The organism is Bradyrhizobium sp. U87765 SZCCT0048 (assembly GCF_018131225.1).
Lineage (GTDB): Bacteria > Pseudomonadota > Alphaproteobacteria > Rhizobiales > Xanthobacteraceae > Bradyrhizobium_A.
The window spans coordinates 342,839-359,644 of record NZ_JAFCMM010000004.1 but is presented as its reverse complement, the minus strand read 5'-3'; the positions used below and the strand labels follow the sequence as shown (position 1 = coordinate 359,644).

Below are 16,806 nucleotides of genomic sequence, written 5' to 3'. Positions count from 1 at the left end.
TCTCCTGAGGTTTTCCGTAATGAACATTTCGTCTCCCGCGGCCGAGCCGGTCGCGCCGCTGGCGGCTGCGCCTTCCATCCTGGCCGCCGCCAATCTCATCCTTCCCTATCTCGAACGCGGCCAGCGCGTCGATGTCGCGATCCTGCGCGGCGCGATGGAAACCGCCTTCGGTGCGTCCGACGCCAGCGGCGCCTGGGACTGGAAACTGGCGTATGAAGCCTGCGAGGTCGCCACGGTTCTGTTCCTGCGAAAATACGGAAAGGCGCTTTTCCGTAAAGCCGCGTCTCCGCTTTCCCGGCTCGATCCGCTGGCGAAGATCGCCGGCCTGCTGCCGACGCAAACCCGCCGTTCCGAAGAAAGCCAGAGCTTCCAGCAATTCAGCACGCCTTTGCCGCTCGGCCTCGCCGCGCTGACCGCGGCATCGATCACCCCGGACGATATAGTGCTCGAACCCTCGACGGGCACTGGTCTTGTGGCCATCCTGGCACAAACCCTCGGTGGTTCGCTGATCCTCAACGAACTGGCCGAAATCCGCGCCGATCTTCTCTCTTCTCTCTTTCCGGCCTTTCCCGTCACCCGGTTGGATGCCGCCCAGATCGACGATCATCTGGCCCCGGATGCCGTGCCGTCCGTCGTGATGATGAACCCGCCATTCTCGGTCATGGCGAACGTCACCGGACGCGTAGCGGATGCCGCATGTCGGCATGTCGCTTCCGCGCTCGCCCGGCTGGCCCCCGGCGGGCGGCTAGTCACGATTACCGGCGCGAATTTCAATCCCGAGGCCCCGGCCTGGCGCGATGCCTTCATCCGCTTGCAGGCACGTGGCCGCGTGGTGTTCACCGCCGCCATCGGCGGGGCGGTCTATGCCAAGCACGGCACCAGCATCGACACACGGTTGACGGTGATCGACAAGGCGCCCGCCGACGACCCTGCCATCTTCCCGGTCTCACCTGGGATTGCGCCCGACGTCGCCACGCTGATCGGCTGGATCGAGAGCCAGGTTCCGCCACGCCTGCCGGTCTCCTTGCCGAAAGCCGCTATCGCATTGCCCGCCGAGGCTCCGAAGACGGTGCGCGGTTATCTTGCCCGCGCCGCATCCTCCCGCCCCGTTGCTGCTCCGGCCAACGATCCCGAGGGCATGGAACTCGCCTATGAGCCAGTGGACTGGGCGCCGCCGGAAGGCGCGCGGCTGTCGGACGCGATCTATGAGGAATATGCGCTGCAATCGCTGCGCATCCCCCTCGCCGAGCCACATCCGACCAAGCTGGTGCAATCGGCCGCCATGGCCTCGATCGCGCCGCCCAAGCCTTCTTACCGGCCCATGCTTCCCGCCGACATCCGTACCCGCCTGTCGGATGCGCAGTTGGAGACCCTGATCTATGCAGGAGAAGCCCATGCTGATCATCTCGCTGGCGCCTGGATGGTGGATGAGCATTTCGACAATGTGAGCGCCGCACTCGAGGATGCAGCCGGCGCTGTCCGCTTTCGCCGAGGCTTCATGCTGGGCGACGGGACCGGCGCGGGCAAGGGTCGCCAATCGGCCGGGATCATCCTCGACAATTGGCTGCGCGGACGGCGCAAGGCGGTTTGGATTTCGAAATCCGACAAGCTGATCGAGGACGCTCAGCGCGACTGGTCGGCGCTCGGCATGGAGCGACTGCTAGTCACACCTCTGTCGCGCTTCCCGCAGGGCAAGCCGATCACGCTGACGGAAGGCATCCTGTTTACCACCTATGCCACGCTGCGCTCCGATGACCGGGGCGAAAAGGTTTCGCGCGTGCGTCAGATCGTCGATTGGTTGGGCTCCGATTTCGATGGAGTCATCATATTCGACGAGAGCCATGCCATGCAGAATGCCGGTGGCGGTAAGGGAGAACGCGGCGATGTCGCCGCCTCGCAGCAAGGACGCGCGGGCCTGCGGCTCCAGCACGCTCTGCCGGATGCCCGCGTGGTCTATGTGTCGGCGACGGGCGCCACCACCGTCCACAATCTCGCCTATGCGCAGCGGCTCGGCCTCTGGGGCGGCGAGGATTTCCCGTTTCAGACCCGCGCCGAATTCGTCGAGGCGATCGAGGCCGGCGGCGTAGCGGCGATGGAGGTTCTGGCCCGCGATCTCCGCTCTCTTGGTCTCTATACCGCGCGGTCGCTCTCCTATGATGGCGTTGAATATGAACTGGTCGAGCACCCGCTGACCGGCGAGCAACGCCGCATCTACGATGCTTACGCGGCCGCATTTGCCGTGATCCATGGAAACCTGGACGCGGCGATGGAAGCGGCCAATATCACCGGCAGCGAGGGCACTCTAAACCGGCAGGCCAAATCCGCCGCGCGTTCCGCCTTCGAGAGCACCAAGCAGCGCTTCTTCGGCCATCTGCTGACCTCCATGAAAACCCCGACCCTGATCCGGTCCATCGAGGCAGATCTTGAAGCAGGCCATGCCGCCGTCATTCAGATTGTCTCGACCGGCGAAGCCCTGATGGAACGGCGACTGGCCGAGATCCCGACCGAGGAATGGAACGATATTTCCGTCGATATCACGCCGAGGGAGTATGTCGGCTCGTATTTGCAGCATTCCTTCCCGGTACAGCTCTATGAACCCTTCAGCGATGGCGAGGGCAACCTGTCGTCACGCCCCGTCTTCCGCGACGGTCAGCCGGTGGAATGCCGCGAAGCCGTGGCGCGGCGCGACGAGATGCTGGAGCAGCTGGGTTCGCTTCCACCTGTACCCGGTGCGCTTGACCAGATCGTCCAGCGTTTCGGCACGGATGTGGTGGCCGAGGTCACGGGCCGCTCGCGCCGGATCGTGCGCAAGAGCGACGGAGCATCGGCACGCCTTGCGGTCGAGAACCGTGCGCCGTCCGCCAACCTTGCCGAGACTTCGGCCTTCATGGATGACCACAAGCGCATTCTGGTCTTCTCGGATGCCGGTGGCACCGGGCGCAGCTATCACGCAGAACTCTCGGCACGAAACCAGCGGCTGCGAGTCCATTATCTGCTGGAACCGGGCTGGAAGGCCGATGCCGCCATTCAGGGGCTGGGGCGCACCAACCGGACCAATCAGGCGCAGCCGCCTCTGTTCCGGCCGATTGCCACGGATGTCAAAGCCGAGAAGCGCTTCCTCTCGACCATCGCCCGCCGCCTCGACACGCTGGGCGCGATCACACGCGGCCAGCGCCAGACCGGCGGACAAGGGCTGTTCCGCCCCGAGGACAATCTGGAATCCGGCTATGCCCGCGACGCGCTTCGCCAGCTCTATCTGCTGATCGTGCGCGGCAAGGTCGAGGGATGCTCGCTCGAACGGTTTGAATCCGCCACCGGCCTGAAGCTGATGGACAGCAATGGTGTGAAGGACGACCTGCCGCCGATCACCACCTTCCTCAACCGTCTGCTGGCGCTGACCATCGAATTGCAGGGTATTCTGTTCTCGGCCTTCGAGCAGCTTCTGCAGGCCCGGATCGACGGGGCCATTGCATCCGGCACCTATGACATGGGGCTGGAAACGCTGAAGGCGGAAAGCTTCATCGTCACCGACCGGCAGGTGATCCACATCCATCCGGGCACAGGGGCGGAAACCCGGCTCCTGACGCTCACCGAGCGCAAACGCAATCAGCCGGTCACGCTCGATGCCACGCTGGCTGAACTGGATGATCCCCGCGCAAGATTGCTCATCAACGAGCGGTCGGGACGTGCCGCCGTGCAGATTCCGACCACCAGCGTTATGCTGGATGATGGCGAGATCGAACGGCGCGTGCGGCTGATCCGGCCGATGGAGGCGATAAATATTCCGGTGCGGGCGATGGGCGAAACCCACTGGATCGAGGCCGATCGTGTCGCCTTCAGCGCAGCCTGGACTGCGGAACTGGCCGAGGTGCCGGAGTTCACCGACAGCATCCTGCATATGGTGACAGGGCTGCTTCTGCCGATCTGGAAACGCCTGCCGCAGGAATCCTCCCGCGTCTATCGCCTCCAGACCGACGAGGGCGAACGCATCATTGGTCGCCGGGTCTCGCCGGCATGGGCCGCCAATGCCTCGACCAGTGGCGTCACCAGCAGCCTGACACCGGATGCCGCCTATGCCGCGCTGATCGAAGGTCGCACGATCCTTGATCTCGCCGAGGGGCTGCAACTGCGCCGCGTCCGGGTCATGGGCGCCAACCGGATCGAACTGACCGGCTTTACTGACGCGATGCGCGACCGGCTGCGGGCCTATGGCCTCTTCAGCGAGATCATCTCGTGGAAGCTGCGTTTCTTCGTGCCCGTCGATGCAACGGGACCGGAGATCACCGGCAAACTGCTTGACCGCTTCCCGGTTGAGCGCATCGGTGAGCGGGAGGCCGCATAATGGCGCGTCTCAACGCTTCCGAACTGGCCCAGCGTCTCGGCCGACAGGCCGAGGCGGTGTGCCGCCACTATCTGTCGAATGGTCGTAAACAGGGCAATTACTGGCAGGTTGGCAATGTCCGAAACACGGCTGGACGCTCCATGTTCGTCCGGTTGCACGACAGCGTGAAAGGCATTGCCGGAAAATGGCAGGACTCGGCCACGGGTGAACATGGCGATCTGCTCGACGTGATCCGGGACTCGCTCGGCCTGATCGACTTCGCAGATGTTGCCGAAGAGGCCCGGCGCTTCCTCAGCCTGCCGCATGCTGACCCTGATCCGTCATCCCGCCAGTCTCGAACGCCAGCACCATCGGGATCGTCCGAAGCGGCACGTCGCCTCTGGCGCATGACGCAACCGCTCATCGGCAGTACCGCAGAGGCGTATTTACGCGGACGCGGCATTACGGATTTACGCCAAACCGCAAATCTGCGCTTCCATCCCAACTGCTACTGGCGGCCTGAGGACGATGGCCCGACCGAGACATGGCCCGCCATGATCGCCGCCGTCACCGGCCTCGATGGCAGGATTACCGGCGCACACCGCACATGGTTGGCCCCGGACGGTTCCGGCAAGGCACCTGTCGATCCGCCGAGGAAGGCAATGGGCGACCTGCTCGGGCATGCGGTTCGTTTCGGTGATGCGCAGGATGTCATGGCAGCGGGGGAAGGCATCGAAACCATCCTGTCGCTGCGTCAGACTCTGCCCACCATGCCGATGGTTTCCGCACTCTCTGCCGGACACCTCGCTGCCATCCTGTTCCCGCCACAACTGCGCAGGCTCTATATCGTCCGCGATAACGATCCGGCAGGTGACAGCGCCTGCGATAGCCTGGTGGGCCGGGCGCACGAGGTCGGGATCGAGGCCATCACGCTCTCGCCCATGATGGGGGACTTCAACGAAGATCTCGCAACTCATGGGCTGGATGCCGTTCGGGCAAAGATCCGGGTGCAAATCGCTCCCGAGGACGTCAGCCGCTTCATGGCCTCGATAGCATAGCCGGTACGGGGGCCGTGATCGGGGCGTTCCGATCCTTTCATGCGCATTGGCTGCATCCTGTCATCAGCAGAGGACCGCGCCTTGGCCTTCCGAGAGGGCGATCGGCCCACAAACGCTCCGGTCAGGCAATGGCGGCGCCCGACTGATTTCCGTCGGCGGGCAAGCCCGCCTTTACAGCGCGAAACAAATCAGCCGGGCTTTGCCATCAAGGCCCTCGCCAGAGGCTCGCGCTGCCAGACCGGAGCGCCCGTGGGCTTTCGTCGCCATGAAGGCCGCGACGGTCGCGGTCCAACTGACGGAAGCATCCCATGTACGCGCACGACGATTTCGAACCCGATCACAGCACGTCCCCGACCGGCCATGCCATCGAAGAACTCGAACTCTACGGCTACCGCCCCTCCGAAGACGAGGCCGATCCCCGGATCACACCCGAAGATCACGTCATCCAGGGCGCAGTCTCCGACATCTTCGATGCCCTGATTTCCACCATGGCCGACACCAGCCTCGATTTCGACCTCGACGAGATCCTCTGGTCCACCGTCAACACCTTCCACCGCGCTGTCGAATGGATCGAGACGAAACTCGACGATAACGAGCAGGCACAGAAGCGTCTTCAGCGTGAACAGGATGGCAGCGAGGTCAAATCCGTCCAGCTCGAAACCCTGATCGGCGCGGGCCAAAGCCTGATCGAGCGCCGCGACAGCATGGAAACCTTCCGCGATAGCGCCGCGGACATCTATCTGCGCACCACCGGAACGCCCTGGTCGCAACGCTCCGGCTCACGGGTCAACCATCGCAAGATGACCTCGGCCATGATCGACAGCCGCGACTTCATCGCCGCAAAACGCCGGGCCGACAACGAGGTGCTGCTGCCCGCAGGTCCGAAGATCGCCTTCTCGGGCGGTGACACCACCGATCACCGGACGATCTGGGCCAAGCTCGATCAGGTCCACGCCAAGCACCCGGACATGGTGCTGATGCATGGCGGATCGCCCAAGGGCGCGGAACGCATCGCGGCCACATGGGCCAATAACCGCAAGGTCGCACAGGTCGCCTTCAAACCCGACTGGGCAAAACATGCCAAGGCAGCACCGTTCAAACGCAACGACCAGATGCTCGGCATTATGCCGATCGGGGTCATCATCTTCCCCGGCACGGGCATTCAGGACAACCTGGCCGATAAGGCCCGCAAGATGGGCATCCCGGTCTATCGCTTCGGGACAGGCAGCGCGTGAGCGCTGCCTTCCCAGCTTCATCATGAGCATGGCGATAGCTCACGCCGATCATTCCATGTCGCACAGACAGACATGTTCATGCTAAAGGTCGCGGTGCGCCGTGGTGGTGGTGGAAGGCGCAACCGTCCAACATTTTGCACGGAGACACCACCATGATCGTCCTCGGAATCCTTGTTTCCATCGCAGCCATCGGCACCATGTGCTGGCTGCTGTTCAACCTTGCCGTCTTTGCTCTTCCGTTCTTTATCGGCATAAACGCAGGAACCTGGGCCTATGGCACGGGGGCTGGCTGGCTCGGCGGCATCCTCATTGGTTTTCTCGCCGCCGGTCTGACACTGGCAGTCGGTCAGGGCCTGCTCATGCTGGTCCGCCCGATCTGGGCGCGACTGCTGATCGCTCTGGCCTTTGTCGCTCCGGCGGGTATGGCCGGGTTCTACGCCACCCTCGGTATCGTCAAGCACATGATGCCCTCAGAGACATGGCAACTCATCTTCTCGGTCATCGGAGCGGTTGCGGTGGGCGTGACAACGTTCCTGCGCGTTGCGGGCATGGCCGCGACCGGCCCAGCGGACGGCGGCTTTGTGCGCACTTGAACCACAGTGATCCGTTGATCGCGACCAGAAGCGGATACGGATCATCTTCCATCTTCGTCAGGAATATGGCGGTAGATAGCGGGCAAGCATCGGATCAGCGTGAGACACAGCCGCGCCCCATAGGAGCGTAGGACGGTCAGCGCCAGCGTTCGTGGACTGACCAGAAACCGATGGGGCGACGCCGGTTGGAATAGGCCGGAATGAGAGATGCGCATGGCCTGAGACGCGCGGTGACAAAAGAGCCGGTACGGCCGGTCTGGTCATCCTGTTGAGCCCCAAGGTTGCCACCGTCTCCGTTCAGCCCCCGTGTCTCGACCGCTCCAAACGGCCTCTTCAATGGCCTGATCTGGCCGAAGAACAGCGCGATGCGCTTCGACCGCTTTAGCGCAACAGCGTCGTCACAACTTTCTTCCCCTGCCGGCAGAGCCGCCATTCCGCGCGGAACAAGAAAGTTTCTCCTGTGCTGTCCAGCCCCTTTGGGGTGCGCCAGCGTTCGTCTCCGGCCGGTCGATCGCCATCGAGGCCGCAATGGTGCGGGCTCGGAAACGGAAAACGGAGACTTAAAATGGCAACCATCGGCACCTTCAAGAAGACCGGCTCGAACGAATTCACCGGCGAAATCGTCACCCTCAGCGTCCAGGCCAAGGGCGTGCGCATCGTTCCCGACCTGCGTGCCACCGGCGAGAACGCCCCCAGCCATCGGGTCCTGGTCGGCCGCGCCGAGATCGGCGCCGCCTGGTCCAAGCGCTCCAACGAGGGCCGCGACTATTTGGGCCTCAAGCTCGACGATCCGAGCTTCACCGCCCCGATCTACGCCAACCTCTTCGACGACGAAGACGGCGAGAGCTACGCTTTGATCTGGTCCCGGCCCAATCGCCGCAATGGCGAGTAAGCCCGTCGCGCGAAGATGCCCCGCCCGGACGATCCGGGCGGGGCAAAGCGCTTGAGGGCAACCGAATCAGTCGGCAGCAGTTCAATCTATCCCACCCGTAAACCTGTCAAATTGTCTGGCCAGACCCACGAGGAGCGACTATTATAGATGGGGTATTCGGAGCGTTTAGCGGTCGGCTTTAGTTGCTCCATAGTCCGCAAAGCGTATAGGCGAAGCGTTCAAGCGGCTTCACCAAATAACGTCTCTATCAGCGGACATTCTGGCAGCGTGCCGTCGGCGCATTGTGCGACCACGTCCTTCAATACCCGCTCCATCCGTTTCAGATCGGCGATCTTCGCTCGCACGTCGTCGAGATGGGCAGCAGCGACGGCGCGCGCCTCCGCGCAAGGTTGATCGCGTTCATCGACGAGCCGCAGCAGCTCGCGGATTTCATCCAGCGAGAAGCCGAGTTCGCGCGCCCGCAGGACGAAGCGAAGCCGCCGCTCGTGCGTCGTGTCATAGCTGCGGTAGCCCGCCGTCGTGCGCGGCGGCTCAGGCAGCAGCCCGACCTTCTCGTAGTAGCGGACCGTCTCCAGATTGCTGCCCGTCCGCCGGGCGAGTTCGGCTCGCTGCAGGCCCTTCACTACAGCGTGATCGCGCATCGCAAATACCCCTTGACCCTGTAGTGACTACAGACCGCATCCTACGCCGCAATGAGGATTTCGGCAAGGAATGAGAGGTCGGACATGGTTACACCGCGATCCGGAACGGCAGATATGGCACCCGTCACGACAGTTCTTGCATCGTCGGAGCGGACCGAGGCTGGACGGCAGCGTCTGGTTGCTCTGGGCGGCATTCTCGGCGCGATCGCCGCGTCGTCCTGCTGCGTAATTCCGCTCATCCTGTTTAGCCTCGGCATCGGCGGCGCCTGGATCGGCAACCTTACGGCGCTCGCGCCGTACAAGCCGCTCTTCGTCGCTGGAACGGCGGGACTCCTCGGATACGGTTTCTACCTCGTATACTGGAAGCCGCGGCGCGCCTGCGCCGCTGGCGCCGCGTGCGCGCGCCCCATCCCCAGCCGTCTCGTCCAGCTCGCGCTCTGGATCGCGACTGTGCTCGTGATCGCCGCCTTTGCCTTTGACTATGTCGCCCCGCTGCTGCTGCTCGCCTGACACCAAGAGGAGACCATCCCATGAAGAAGAGCTTGAGCGTCCTTGCCCTAATCGCCTCGGTGATGACGGCATCGACCGCGTTCGCCGCCGAACGCACCGTTACGTTTGCCGTCGACAACATGACCTGCGCCTCGTGCCCTTACATCGTGAAGACCTCGATGACGGCAGTCCCGGGCGTCGCGAATGTGACCGTCTCCTTCGAGGCAAAGACAGCGACCGTGACCTTCGACGACGCAAAGACGAACGCCGACATCATCGCCGTCGCCAGCATGAACGCGGGCTATCCAGCCCATCTGAGGCAGCGGGGCAGCTAAGATGAGTGACCGCACCGCAATCCGCGTAGGCATGGCCGGTGCCGTCCTGGTCGCGATCTGCTGCGCCGCGCCGCTCATTGCCGTCGGCCTGTCCTTTGCGGGCCTTGGCGCGTGGCTAGCCGGTAAGGGCCTTGTAGTGCTTCCGCTGATGGCTGCGAGCTTCGGCCTCATCGCTTGGATATTCCATCGTCGCCACGCAAAGGCCGCCCGTTGCGAGACGACGATTCACAAGGAAGGCGTGAAGCCGTGAACGATTGTTGTGCCTCCTCCTCGTCCCGAAACGAAGCTGTCATCCCTACGCCCGACACTCTGCCCAGCTATGCGGTGCGGCCGGGCGTCACGTTCCCGGATTGGTCGACGGTCACGTCGCCCGCAGTGAGGGACGCTTTGCTGGCCATGGTCGGGTCTGGCCACGTGCTCAATCGCTGGAGCGGCTACGATCCCGCCACGGATCGCGTGCGCGTTGCGCTGCTTCAGCTCTACGTCGAACACGGGCGAGCGCTGACCGTAGCCGCGATTGCGAACCTTGCAGGTCTCGGTGAGGCCGCCGTCCCGCCGTTGCTCGACGAGCTCCGCCGGCGCGACCTGGTCGTTCTCGACGGCGAACGAATCGTCGGCGCCTATCCGTTCACCGACCAAGACAGGGGCCATGAGGTCACGCTGGACGGGCGCGCGCTCAACGCTATGTGCGCGGTCGACGCGCTTGGGATCGGCGCCATGACCGATCGCGACATCTCGATCGCCTCGAGTTGCCGCCATTGCGGCGCGCCAATCCGGATCACCACACGGGACCGAGGGCGGGTGCTGGCCGATGTCGAGCCGCAGACGGCCGTCATGTGGCAAAGCGTTCGCTATGAAGACGCATGCGCCGCGAACTCGCTGTGCGCGACGACCACCTTTTTCTGCTCGGATGAGCATCTCTCCGCCTGGCGCCGCGAGCGTTCCGCCGACGAGCCAGGTTTTCGGCTGTCGATCGATGAAGGCCTGGAGGCCGGCCGCGCTCTGTTCGGGCCGAGCCTCGCCGGGCTCGGTGTGACACAACAACCGCCTGCCGATCCGGAATCGAACAGCCCATCAGTCGCGAACCGCCCCTTCCGCACAAACGGTCGCAATGGAGGCGCTTACGATCTCGTCGTGATCGGCGCCGGCTCTGCCGGCTTCTCGGCCTCGATCACGGCCGCCGATCAGGGCGCGCAAGTGGCGCTCATCGGCAGCGGCGCCATCGGCGGCACCTGCGTCAATATCGGCTGCGTGCCGTCAAAGACCCTGATCCGCGCCGCCGAGACGCTTCACAACGCTCGCGTGGCGGCACGTTTTGCCGGCATCACGGCGGCGGCCGAACTGATCGACTGGCGCGGAACCGTTCGTCAGAAAGACGCCCTCGTTTCCGAACTGCGCCAAGCCAAGTACGCCGATCTGCTCCCCGCGTATAACGGCATCGCCTATCGCGACGGGCCAGCTCGCCTCCTCGACGGCGGTGTCGAAGTTGACGGCGCGCGCATTGCCGCTGGCAAGATCATCATCGCGACCGGCGCGCGGCCGGCAGTGCCTGCCATTCCTGGCCTCGTGACCGTGCCGTATCTCACCAGCACAACGGCGCTCGAGCTCGAGGAGCTGCCGAGCTCGCTTCTCGTGATCGGCGGCGGCTACATCGGCGCGGAGCTCGCGCAGATGTTCGCTCGTGCAGGCGTTAAGGTGACTCTCGTCTGCCGGTCTCGTCTGCTCCCAGAGGCCGAGCCCGAGATCAGCGCGGCGCTCACGGGGTATTTCGAGGACGAAGGCATCACCGTTGTCTCCGGCATCGCTTACCGCGCGATCCGTAAAATTGATGGCGGTGTGTCACTGACGGTCACGCGCGACGGCCAGGATATTGCGATCGACGCCGATCAGGTGCTGATCACCACGGGGCGCACGCCCAACATCGAAGGCCTTGGGCTGGCCGAGCACGGGATCACTGTCTCGACGAAGGGCGGCATCGTAGTCGACGACCGGATGCGCACGACCAAGACTGGCGTCTATGCCGCCGGCGACGTCACCGGCCGCGACCAGTTCGTCTACATGGCTGCCTACGGCGCCAAGCTCGCCGCCAGGAACGCCTTCAATGGCGACAGCCTGCGCTACGACAACAGCGCCATGCCCGCCATCGTGTTCACCGATCCCCAGGTGGCGAGCGTCGGGCTGACCGAGGCCACCGCGCGCGCGGCCGGTCATACCGTTCGTGTCTCGACGATCGGCCTTGACCAGGTGCCACGCGCGCTTGCCGCTCGTGACACCCGCGGGCTGATCAAGCTCGTGGCCGACGCCGGCAGCGGCCGTCTACTCGGCGCCCATATCCTTGCGCCGGAAGGCGCCGACAGCATCCAGACCGCGGCGATCGCAATCCGACAGGGCCTCACGGTCGATGACCTCGTGGATACCATTTTTCCGTATCTCACCACTGTCGAGGGTCTGAAGCTCGCGGCGCTGTCGTTCGGCAAGGATGTCGCCAAGTTATCGTGCTGCGCCGGCTGAGCACGGCCTGCTTGCGACTGTCGTCGTGAAGGACGACTAGAAAGGTCGTAGTTGCCAAAAGCCGCGTCGGAAGCGCTAAAGAAATCACCGGACATTCAACTGAGGACTCCGGTGATGACAGCAAAGCACTACGTTGGACTTGATGTATCCGCCCGTTCCGTGAACTTGTGCGTGGTCGACGACGAGGGTCGCGTGGCGCACGAGCGCAAGCTGAACGTCGACCCTGACGCCATCTCAGCGCATCTTCTTGGTCTCGATCTGCATCTCGCCCGCATCGGCCTCGAGGCCGGAATGCTCTCGCAGCATCTGTTTGCGGGATTGGCGGCAGCGGGACTTCCCGTTGTTTGCGTCGAGACCCGTCATATGAAGGCGGCGCTCTCCGCACAGCTCAATAAGACCGATCGTCACGACGCCCGCGGCATCGCCCAAATGATGCGCGTCGGTCTATTCAAGCCGGTGCACGTCAAGACGCCGACCAGCCAGCGGCTACGCACAATCCTGACGGCGCGCCAGTTGCTGAGAAACAAGCTCCAGGATGTCGAGAACGAGATCCGGGGTCTCATCCGCAACTTCGGCTACCATCTCGGCAAGGTCACAGCACGCGAGTTCGAATCGCGAGTCCGCGAATTGCTCAGCGAGAGCGATCTGCATGTCATCGCCGATCCGTTGCTCAATGCACGTCGGGTTCTTCGCGAGGAGTTCGGCCGCTTGGATAATCTGTTGGTCCGGCTTGCACGTGATGATGCACTCTCGCGCCGTCTCATGACCGTTCCCGGCGTCGGCCCGGTGGTCGCACTGACCTTCCGCGCCACTGTCGACGTGCCAGCACGATTCACTCGATCGCGAGACGTGGGCGCGCATTTCGGCCTAACGCCACGAAAGTACCAATCGGGTGAAGTTGACCGCACCGGTCGCATCTCCAAGTGGGGCGATGCCATGATGCGAAGCGCGCTCTACGAGGCAGCACAGGTTCTCCTCACGCGCGTCAAACGCTGGTCTGCGCTCAAGGCGTGGGCCGCTCACGTCTCGCGGCGCCGCGGGCACAAGAAAGCAATCGTCGCCCTCGCGCGCCGCATTGGTGTCGTCCTACATCGCATGTGGGTCGATGGTACGGAGTTCGACTGGGGCACGCCGCCTGCGGCGGCTACGGCCTGAACGATCTCGCGCCGGGCGCAGGCCGGGTGCGAAGGGCTCCCCGCGAGGGGACGAGGGACGGCGAGTTCGCAAATACGACTTGGCCGCGTCGGTCCTACCAACGCGATGCCGCATTTTAGATTGTTCCGCCGCTCCTCTGACCCCATCCTGTGGCGGCTTTGTGCCGACCACGAAGAGAAGCATGATCCTCACGGGTATGCCTATCAGCCTTCGCCGTCCGGTTGGACGAGCTCGATATGGCTGACGCCCAGGGCTTGGGCCAGCTCGAAAAGGGTGATCACGGTCGGATTGCGCCGCCCGCGCTCCAGACTGCTGAGGTATTGTTGACTGAACCCAGAACGCGCTTCGACCTCCTCCTGGGTCAGGCCCTTCTCCCGACGCAGACGGGCGAAGTTCCGGCCGACCAATTTGCGCATATCCATGCGCAGGAGGATCGTGATTTACATACTTTGAGTTTATCAACTATAGTATGTAAATGACGATTGGATATGGGATTGGACCGTGTTAGCGGCCTGATCCGAATAGAGAAGTCGTAGTTCTGGCGTGCACGTTCGTGTCGGTGGGAGGTGATCATGCATGATCACCGCCCGACAGTCGCGGGCCGCACGCGCGCTGCTCGGTTGGAACCAGGAGACGCTCGCTGACAAGGCCCAGGTTTCTTTGACCGCGCTCAAACGCCTCGAATCCGTCAACGGTCTCGAGGTGTTTGAAAGCACGCGCGATCAGGTCCGTCGGGCCCTGGAACGAAGCGGCATCGTCCTCCTCACCTCCGACCAGGGTGAAGGAGTCATGCTTGTCCGTGCGAAGATCGGCTCAGCAACTTGAGGTGCGCCGGACCTGCGGTGATGCCGCGCGTTCATCGGGTGATGCCCCCCATCGCCCCTCGCATGTCGCAGAATTGTGGATATGGTTAACCGCTGATTCAGCGGCGCTCATCACGGCGGGGGGAACGCATGACCCAGCAAGAGTTTCTTGACCAGCCGCCGGAGAGCCCGGCGCTGACACCCTACGACCGTACGCACGTGAAGCTCTATTTGCGCCTGCTCGACGCCGACACCGATGGGGCCGATTGGCGGGAGGCGGTCGCATTGCTGTTCGGCATCGATCCGGACCGCGAGCCCGAACGAGCCCAACGCGTTCACCACAGCCACCTGGCGCGCGCGCGCTGGATGACCGAGCACGGCTATCGCCAGCTCGTCCGTGAAGGCCACCACTGAGCGCGATGCCGCCGCGGCATCACCCATTGCCGACGCGCTGACTTCCCGCGCCTCGCTCAACCGTGGATCGTCTCTTCCCCGTCCCGCACGCGTGCGACCAGGAGGATACCGATGACGCCCGACACGTCCGGGTGGCGCACTTCACCCGGCTACGATTTCCTCGACCAACTCATTGCCCCGGACCTCGCCTGGGAATGTCTGCGCCGCAACCGCGATTATCAACGCGATTACGCTGACACCGAGCGGCCCGCCCCCGACCTGCAGATCATCACCGAGGGAGTGCGCCTGCGATGGGGGTTGCGATTTCCCCGTCCCACCGATCCTCAATGCCACAGAGACGACGGTGTTCTGGGCGCCGGAGATTGATCCAGGCAGCGTCATTGTCACAACGGTTCCACCGATCCCGGGTTTGGATGGAGGATCGCTTTCTGGCCGCGAGCTAGGCGACTTCCATGCAGGCGTCGACGGGCTCAGCTTGGTTTACGGACGCGGACCGAAAGCCGTCCGCCTCCTTCTTGTCGACGCTGCCCTTCCCACCCAGCCCCTCGCGGCGCTCGTCCCCCTCGGCGCGGACGGCCTCGACCGGATCGAAGCTGTGACGCGACTCTGGCGCGCCCTCAACAAACGGTCCGTGCCGCCGGACGGCCGCCTCACCGCCCAGCAGCGACGCCGGCTGCGTTATATGCTGCAAGCGGTTGACGGGCACATGAACGGCGCAAGTTATCGCGAGATCGCCGCCGCGATCTACGGTGCGTCGCGGGTCGGCGCGGCCGCATGGAAGACCTCCGCCCTCCGAGATAGCACCATCGACCTCGTCAAGGACGGCGCCGCGCTGATCGCCGGCGGCTATCGCAAGCTGCTGCGCAGCCGACGCCGTACCTGAGGCTGCGCACCAAAAGGGGTGCGATTTAAGCCCACCCATCTTCGCCATCCCCCCGCGCGACAACTCTTCGCCACCGTGGCCTTCGCTCGCCGCTGCTCGCCAGCGGCCTCAACGAACGACCCGGAGGCTCGATCATGTCCGCCAACGCAGCCGGCTTGCCGCCGCGCTATCTCCGCACACCCGAAGCCGCGCGATTTCTCGGTCTGTCCGGCCGCACCCTGGAAAAGCACCGGACCTACGGCACCGGCCCCGCCTACCGCAAGCTCGGCGGCCGTGTCGTTTACGCGGTCGACGACCTGCAGGCCTGGGCCGATCGCGGCGCCGTCACCTCCACGTCCGACCCGCGCGGGAGCGTCCTCCCCGCCAAGCGCCATGAACCCGCGGCGTTGGTCCGCGCCAGTCGTCAGGCCCGCTGAAACATCCCCGGATGTCGCCGCCTCGTCCACGCCACGAACGCGAGCAGCTCGATCTCTTCCGGGCGCTGCCCGGCGACCTCGCACCCAGGGATACCCAAGACCTCATGGCCTATCCGTTCTTCTCGCTCGCCAAGTCGAAGCGCCTGGCGCCGATCAACTTCAAGGCGGGCCCCGTTGTCATCCGGGTCGAAGCCGTGCCGGAGCACGGCATGGCAACCATCTGGGACGCCGACGTGCTGATCTGGGCCGCGAGCCAGATCGTCGAGGCGCGCGACACCGGCTTGCGGCCGTCACGGCTGATGGGCACGACGCCCTACGGGATCTTGAACTTCATCGGTCGCGGCGTGTCTCTGCGCGACTATGACCGGCTGAAGGCGGCCCTCGACCGGCTGCAGTCGACCACGATCGCAACTTCGATCCGCCAGCCCAGCGAGCGGCGGATGCACCGCTTCTCCTGGATCAACGAGTGGAAGGAGAAGGCCGACGCGCGCGGGCGGCCCCTCGGCCTCGAACTGATCGTGCCCGACTGGTTCTACGCCGCGGTGCTCGACGACGCGCTCGTGCTGACCATCGACCGCGCCTATTTCGGCCTCACCGGAGGCCTTGAGCGCTGGCTCTACAGGCTCGTCCGCAAGCATGGCGGCCGCCAGGAACACGGCTGGAGCTTCGACTTCGCGCACCTCCACGCCAAGTCGGGCAGCCTCTCGCCGCTCAAGCACTTCGCCTACGACCTGCGCGACATCGTCCGCCGTCAGCCGCTGCCCGGCTATCGCCTACGCATCGAGCCGTGCGCCGACGGCCCCGAAATCCTGTCCTTCGTCGCAACCGATCCCGACGCGCTCGGGATGCCGCGGCGCCACCGTCGGCCGACAACGCGCCTTGGGGATAAGCTGTGAATCGTCTCGTGCTATTGGGGACCGCCCCTATCGTGCCATCGGGGACCCGATCCTCGTGCTATCGGGGACCGGAATCGTCGATTCCAGTCTTCGGTTCAGTAGCTTGCGGCCCCCGTAACTTATCTAACCTAGATTCCTTCGGAATCTTTCTAACGCGACCGCGG

At 64.3% G+C, this 16,806-nt stretch carries 18 protein-coding genes; 16 read left to right on the top strand and 2 right to left on the bottom strand.

What is annotated here, in order from left to right:
* Nucleotides 1–19: 19 nt before the first annotated feature.
* The 5 genes from JQ639_RS24465 (at nucleotide 20) to JQ639_RS24445 (ending at nucleotide 8,099) form a co-directional block, all read left to right on the top strand.
* Complete coding sequence (locus tag JQ639_RS24465) at nucleotides 20–4,342, top strand: strawberry notch family protein (protein WP_030540755.1); 4,323 nt, start codon at nucleotides 20–22, stop codon at nucleotides 4,340–4,342.
* Nucleotides 4,342–5,379: a DUF7146 domain-containing protein gene (locus tag JQ639_RS24460; protein WP_030540754.1), complete on the top strand. Its 1,038-nt coding sequence runs from the start codon at nucleotides 4,342–4,344 to the stop codon at nucleotides 5,377–5,379. The genes JQ639_RS24465 and JQ639_RS24460 overlap by 1 nt, the downstream gene beginning before the upstream one ends.
* A gap of 308 nt (nucleotides 5,380–5,687) precedes the next feature.
* The gene (locus JQ639_RS24455) at nucleotides 5,688–6,614 is read left to right on the top strand and encodes a DUF2493 domain-containing protein (protein ID WP_103023844.1); all 927 of its coding nucleotides are present in this window, start codon (nucleotides 5,688–5,690) and stop codon (nucleotides 6,612–6,614) included.
* Between the two features lie 152 nt (nucleotides 6,615–6,766).
* Complete coding sequence (locus JQ639_RS24450) at nucleotides 6,767–7,207, top strand: hypothetical protein (RefSeq protein WP_030540752.1); 441 nt, start codon at nucleotides 6,767–6,769, stop codon at nucleotides 7,205–7,207.
* Nucleotides 7,208–7,772: 565 nt separating this feature from the next.
* Nucleotides 7,773–8,099 carry a DUF736 domain-containing protein gene (locus tag JQ639_RS24445; protein ID WP_030540751.1) on the top strand — a complete coding sequence of 109 codons (327 nt, stop codon included), beginning with the start codon at nucleotides 7,773–7,775 and terminating at the stop codon, nucleotides 8,097–8,099.
* A 218-nt stretch (nucleotides 8,100–8,317) separates the two neighbouring features.
* Here the strand turns inward: JQ639_RS24445 and JQ639_RS24440 are convergent, their stop codons facing one another.
* Entirely contained in the window at nucleotides 8,318–8,740 is a 423-nt protein-coding gene (locus JQ639_RS24440; protein WP_137901425.1) for a MerR family transcriptional regulator, read from the bottom strand.
* Nucleotides 8,741–8,824: 84 nt separating this feature from the next.
* On the opposite strand from JQ639_RS24440, the gene JQ639_RS24435 reads away from it, so the two are divergent.
* The 5 genes from JQ639_RS24435 to JQ639_RS24415 all read left to right on the top strand — a co-directional run bounded on the left by JQ639_RS24435 (nucleotide 8,825) and on the right by JQ639_RS24415 (nucleotide 13,230).
* Nucleotides 8,825–9,250 (top strand): mercuric transporter MerT family protein, encoded by a 426-nt coding sequence (locus tag JQ639_RS24435; RefSeq protein ID WP_137901426.1) that lies wholly within the window; start codon nucleotides 8,825–8,827, stop codon nucleotides 9,248–9,250.
* Between the two features lie 20 nt (nucleotides 9,251–9,270).
* Nucleotides 9,271–9,564 carry a mercury resistance system periplasmic binding protein MerP gene (merP, locus tag JQ639_RS24430; RefSeq protein WP_137901427.1) on the top strand — a complete coding sequence of 98 codons (294 nt, stop codon included), beginning with the start codon at nucleotides 9,271–9,273 and terminating at the stop codon, nucleotides 9,562–9,564.
* A gap of 1 nt (nucleotide 9,565) precedes the next feature.
* Entirely contained in the window at nucleotides 9,566–9,814 is a 249-nt protein-coding gene (locus tag JQ639_RS24425) for a mercury transport protein (protein WP_137901428.1), read from the top strand.
* Nucleotides 9,811–12,075 (top strand): bifunctional organomercurial lyase/mercury(II) reductase MerBA, encoded by a 2,265-nt coding sequence (gene merBA, locus JQ639_RS24420; protein ID WP_137901429.1) that lies wholly within the window; start codon nucleotides 9,811–9,813, stop codon nucleotides 12,073–12,075. The genes JQ639_RS24425 and merBA overlap by 4 nt, the downstream gene beginning before the upstream one ends.
* 114 nt (nucleotides 12,076–12,189) lie before the next feature.
* Nucleotides 12,190–13,230: an IS110 family RNA-guided transposase gene (locus tag JQ639_RS24415; protein ID WP_137901430.1), complete on the top strand. Its 1,041-nt coding sequence runs from the start codon at nucleotides 12,190–12,192 to the stop codon at nucleotides 13,228–13,230.
* A gap of 203 nt (nucleotides 13,231–13,433) precedes the next feature.
* On the opposite strand, the gene JQ639_RS24410 is transcribed toward JQ639_RS24415, so the two are convergent.
* Nucleotides 13,434–13,652 (bottom strand): helix-turn-helix domain-containing protein, encoded by a 219-nt coding sequence (locus JQ639_RS24410; protein WP_137901431.1) that lies wholly within the window; start codon nucleotides 13,650–13,652, stop codon nucleotides 13,434–13,436.
* Nucleotides 13,653–13,806: 154 nt separating this feature from the next.
* Here JQ639_RS24410 and JQ639_RS24405 point away from each other — a divergent pair, with 154 nt between their 5' ends.
* The 6 genes from JQ639_RS24405 (at nucleotide 13,807) to JQ639_RS24380 (ending at nucleotide 16,642) form a co-directional block, all read left to right on the top strand.
* Nucleotides 13,807–14,055 (top strand): helix-turn-helix domain-containing protein, encoded by a 249-nt coding sequence (locus tag JQ639_RS24405; protein WP_033965369.1) that lies wholly within the window; start codon nucleotides 13,807–13,809, stop codon nucleotides 14,053–14,055.
* Nucleotides 14,056–14,183: 128 nt separating this feature from the next.
* Complete coding sequence (locus JQ639_RS24400) at nucleotides 14,184–14,447, top strand: DNA -binding domain-containing protein (protein WP_137901432.1); 264 nt, start codon at nucleotides 14,184–14,186, stop codon at nucleotides 14,445–14,447.
* Nucleotides 14,448–14,558: 111 nt separating this feature from the next.
* The gene (locus JQ639_RS24395) at nucleotides 14,559–14,813 is read left to right on the top strand and encodes a transcriptional regulator domain-containing protein (protein ID WP_137901433.1); all 255 of its coding nucleotides are present in this window, start codon (nucleotides 14,559–14,561) and stop codon (nucleotides 14,811–14,813) included.
* Nucleotides 14,791–15,330, top strand: coding sequence for a DUF2285 domain-containing protein (locus tag JQ639_RS24390; protein ID WP_151646748.1), 540 nt, complete (start codon nucleotides 14,791–14,793; stop codon nucleotides 15,328–15,330). The genes JQ639_RS24395 and JQ639_RS24390 overlap by 23 nt, the downstream gene beginning before the upstream one ends.
* Nucleotides 15,331–15,464: 134 nt before the next feature.
* Complete coding sequence (locus tag JQ639_RS24385) at nucleotides 15,465–15,746, top strand: helix-turn-helix transcriptional regulator (RefSeq protein ID WP_137900610.1); 282 nt, start codon at nucleotides 15,465–15,467, stop codon at nucleotides 15,744–15,746.
* 11 nt (nucleotides 15,747–15,757) lie between these two features.
* The gene (locus JQ639_RS24380) at nucleotides 15,758–16,642 is read left to right on the top strand and encodes a replication initiator protein A (RefSeq protein WP_137900609.1); all 885 of its coding nucleotides are present in this window, start codon (nucleotides 15,758–15,760) and stop codon (nucleotides 16,640–16,642) included.
* Nucleotides 16,643–16,806: the final 164 nt, after the last annotated feature.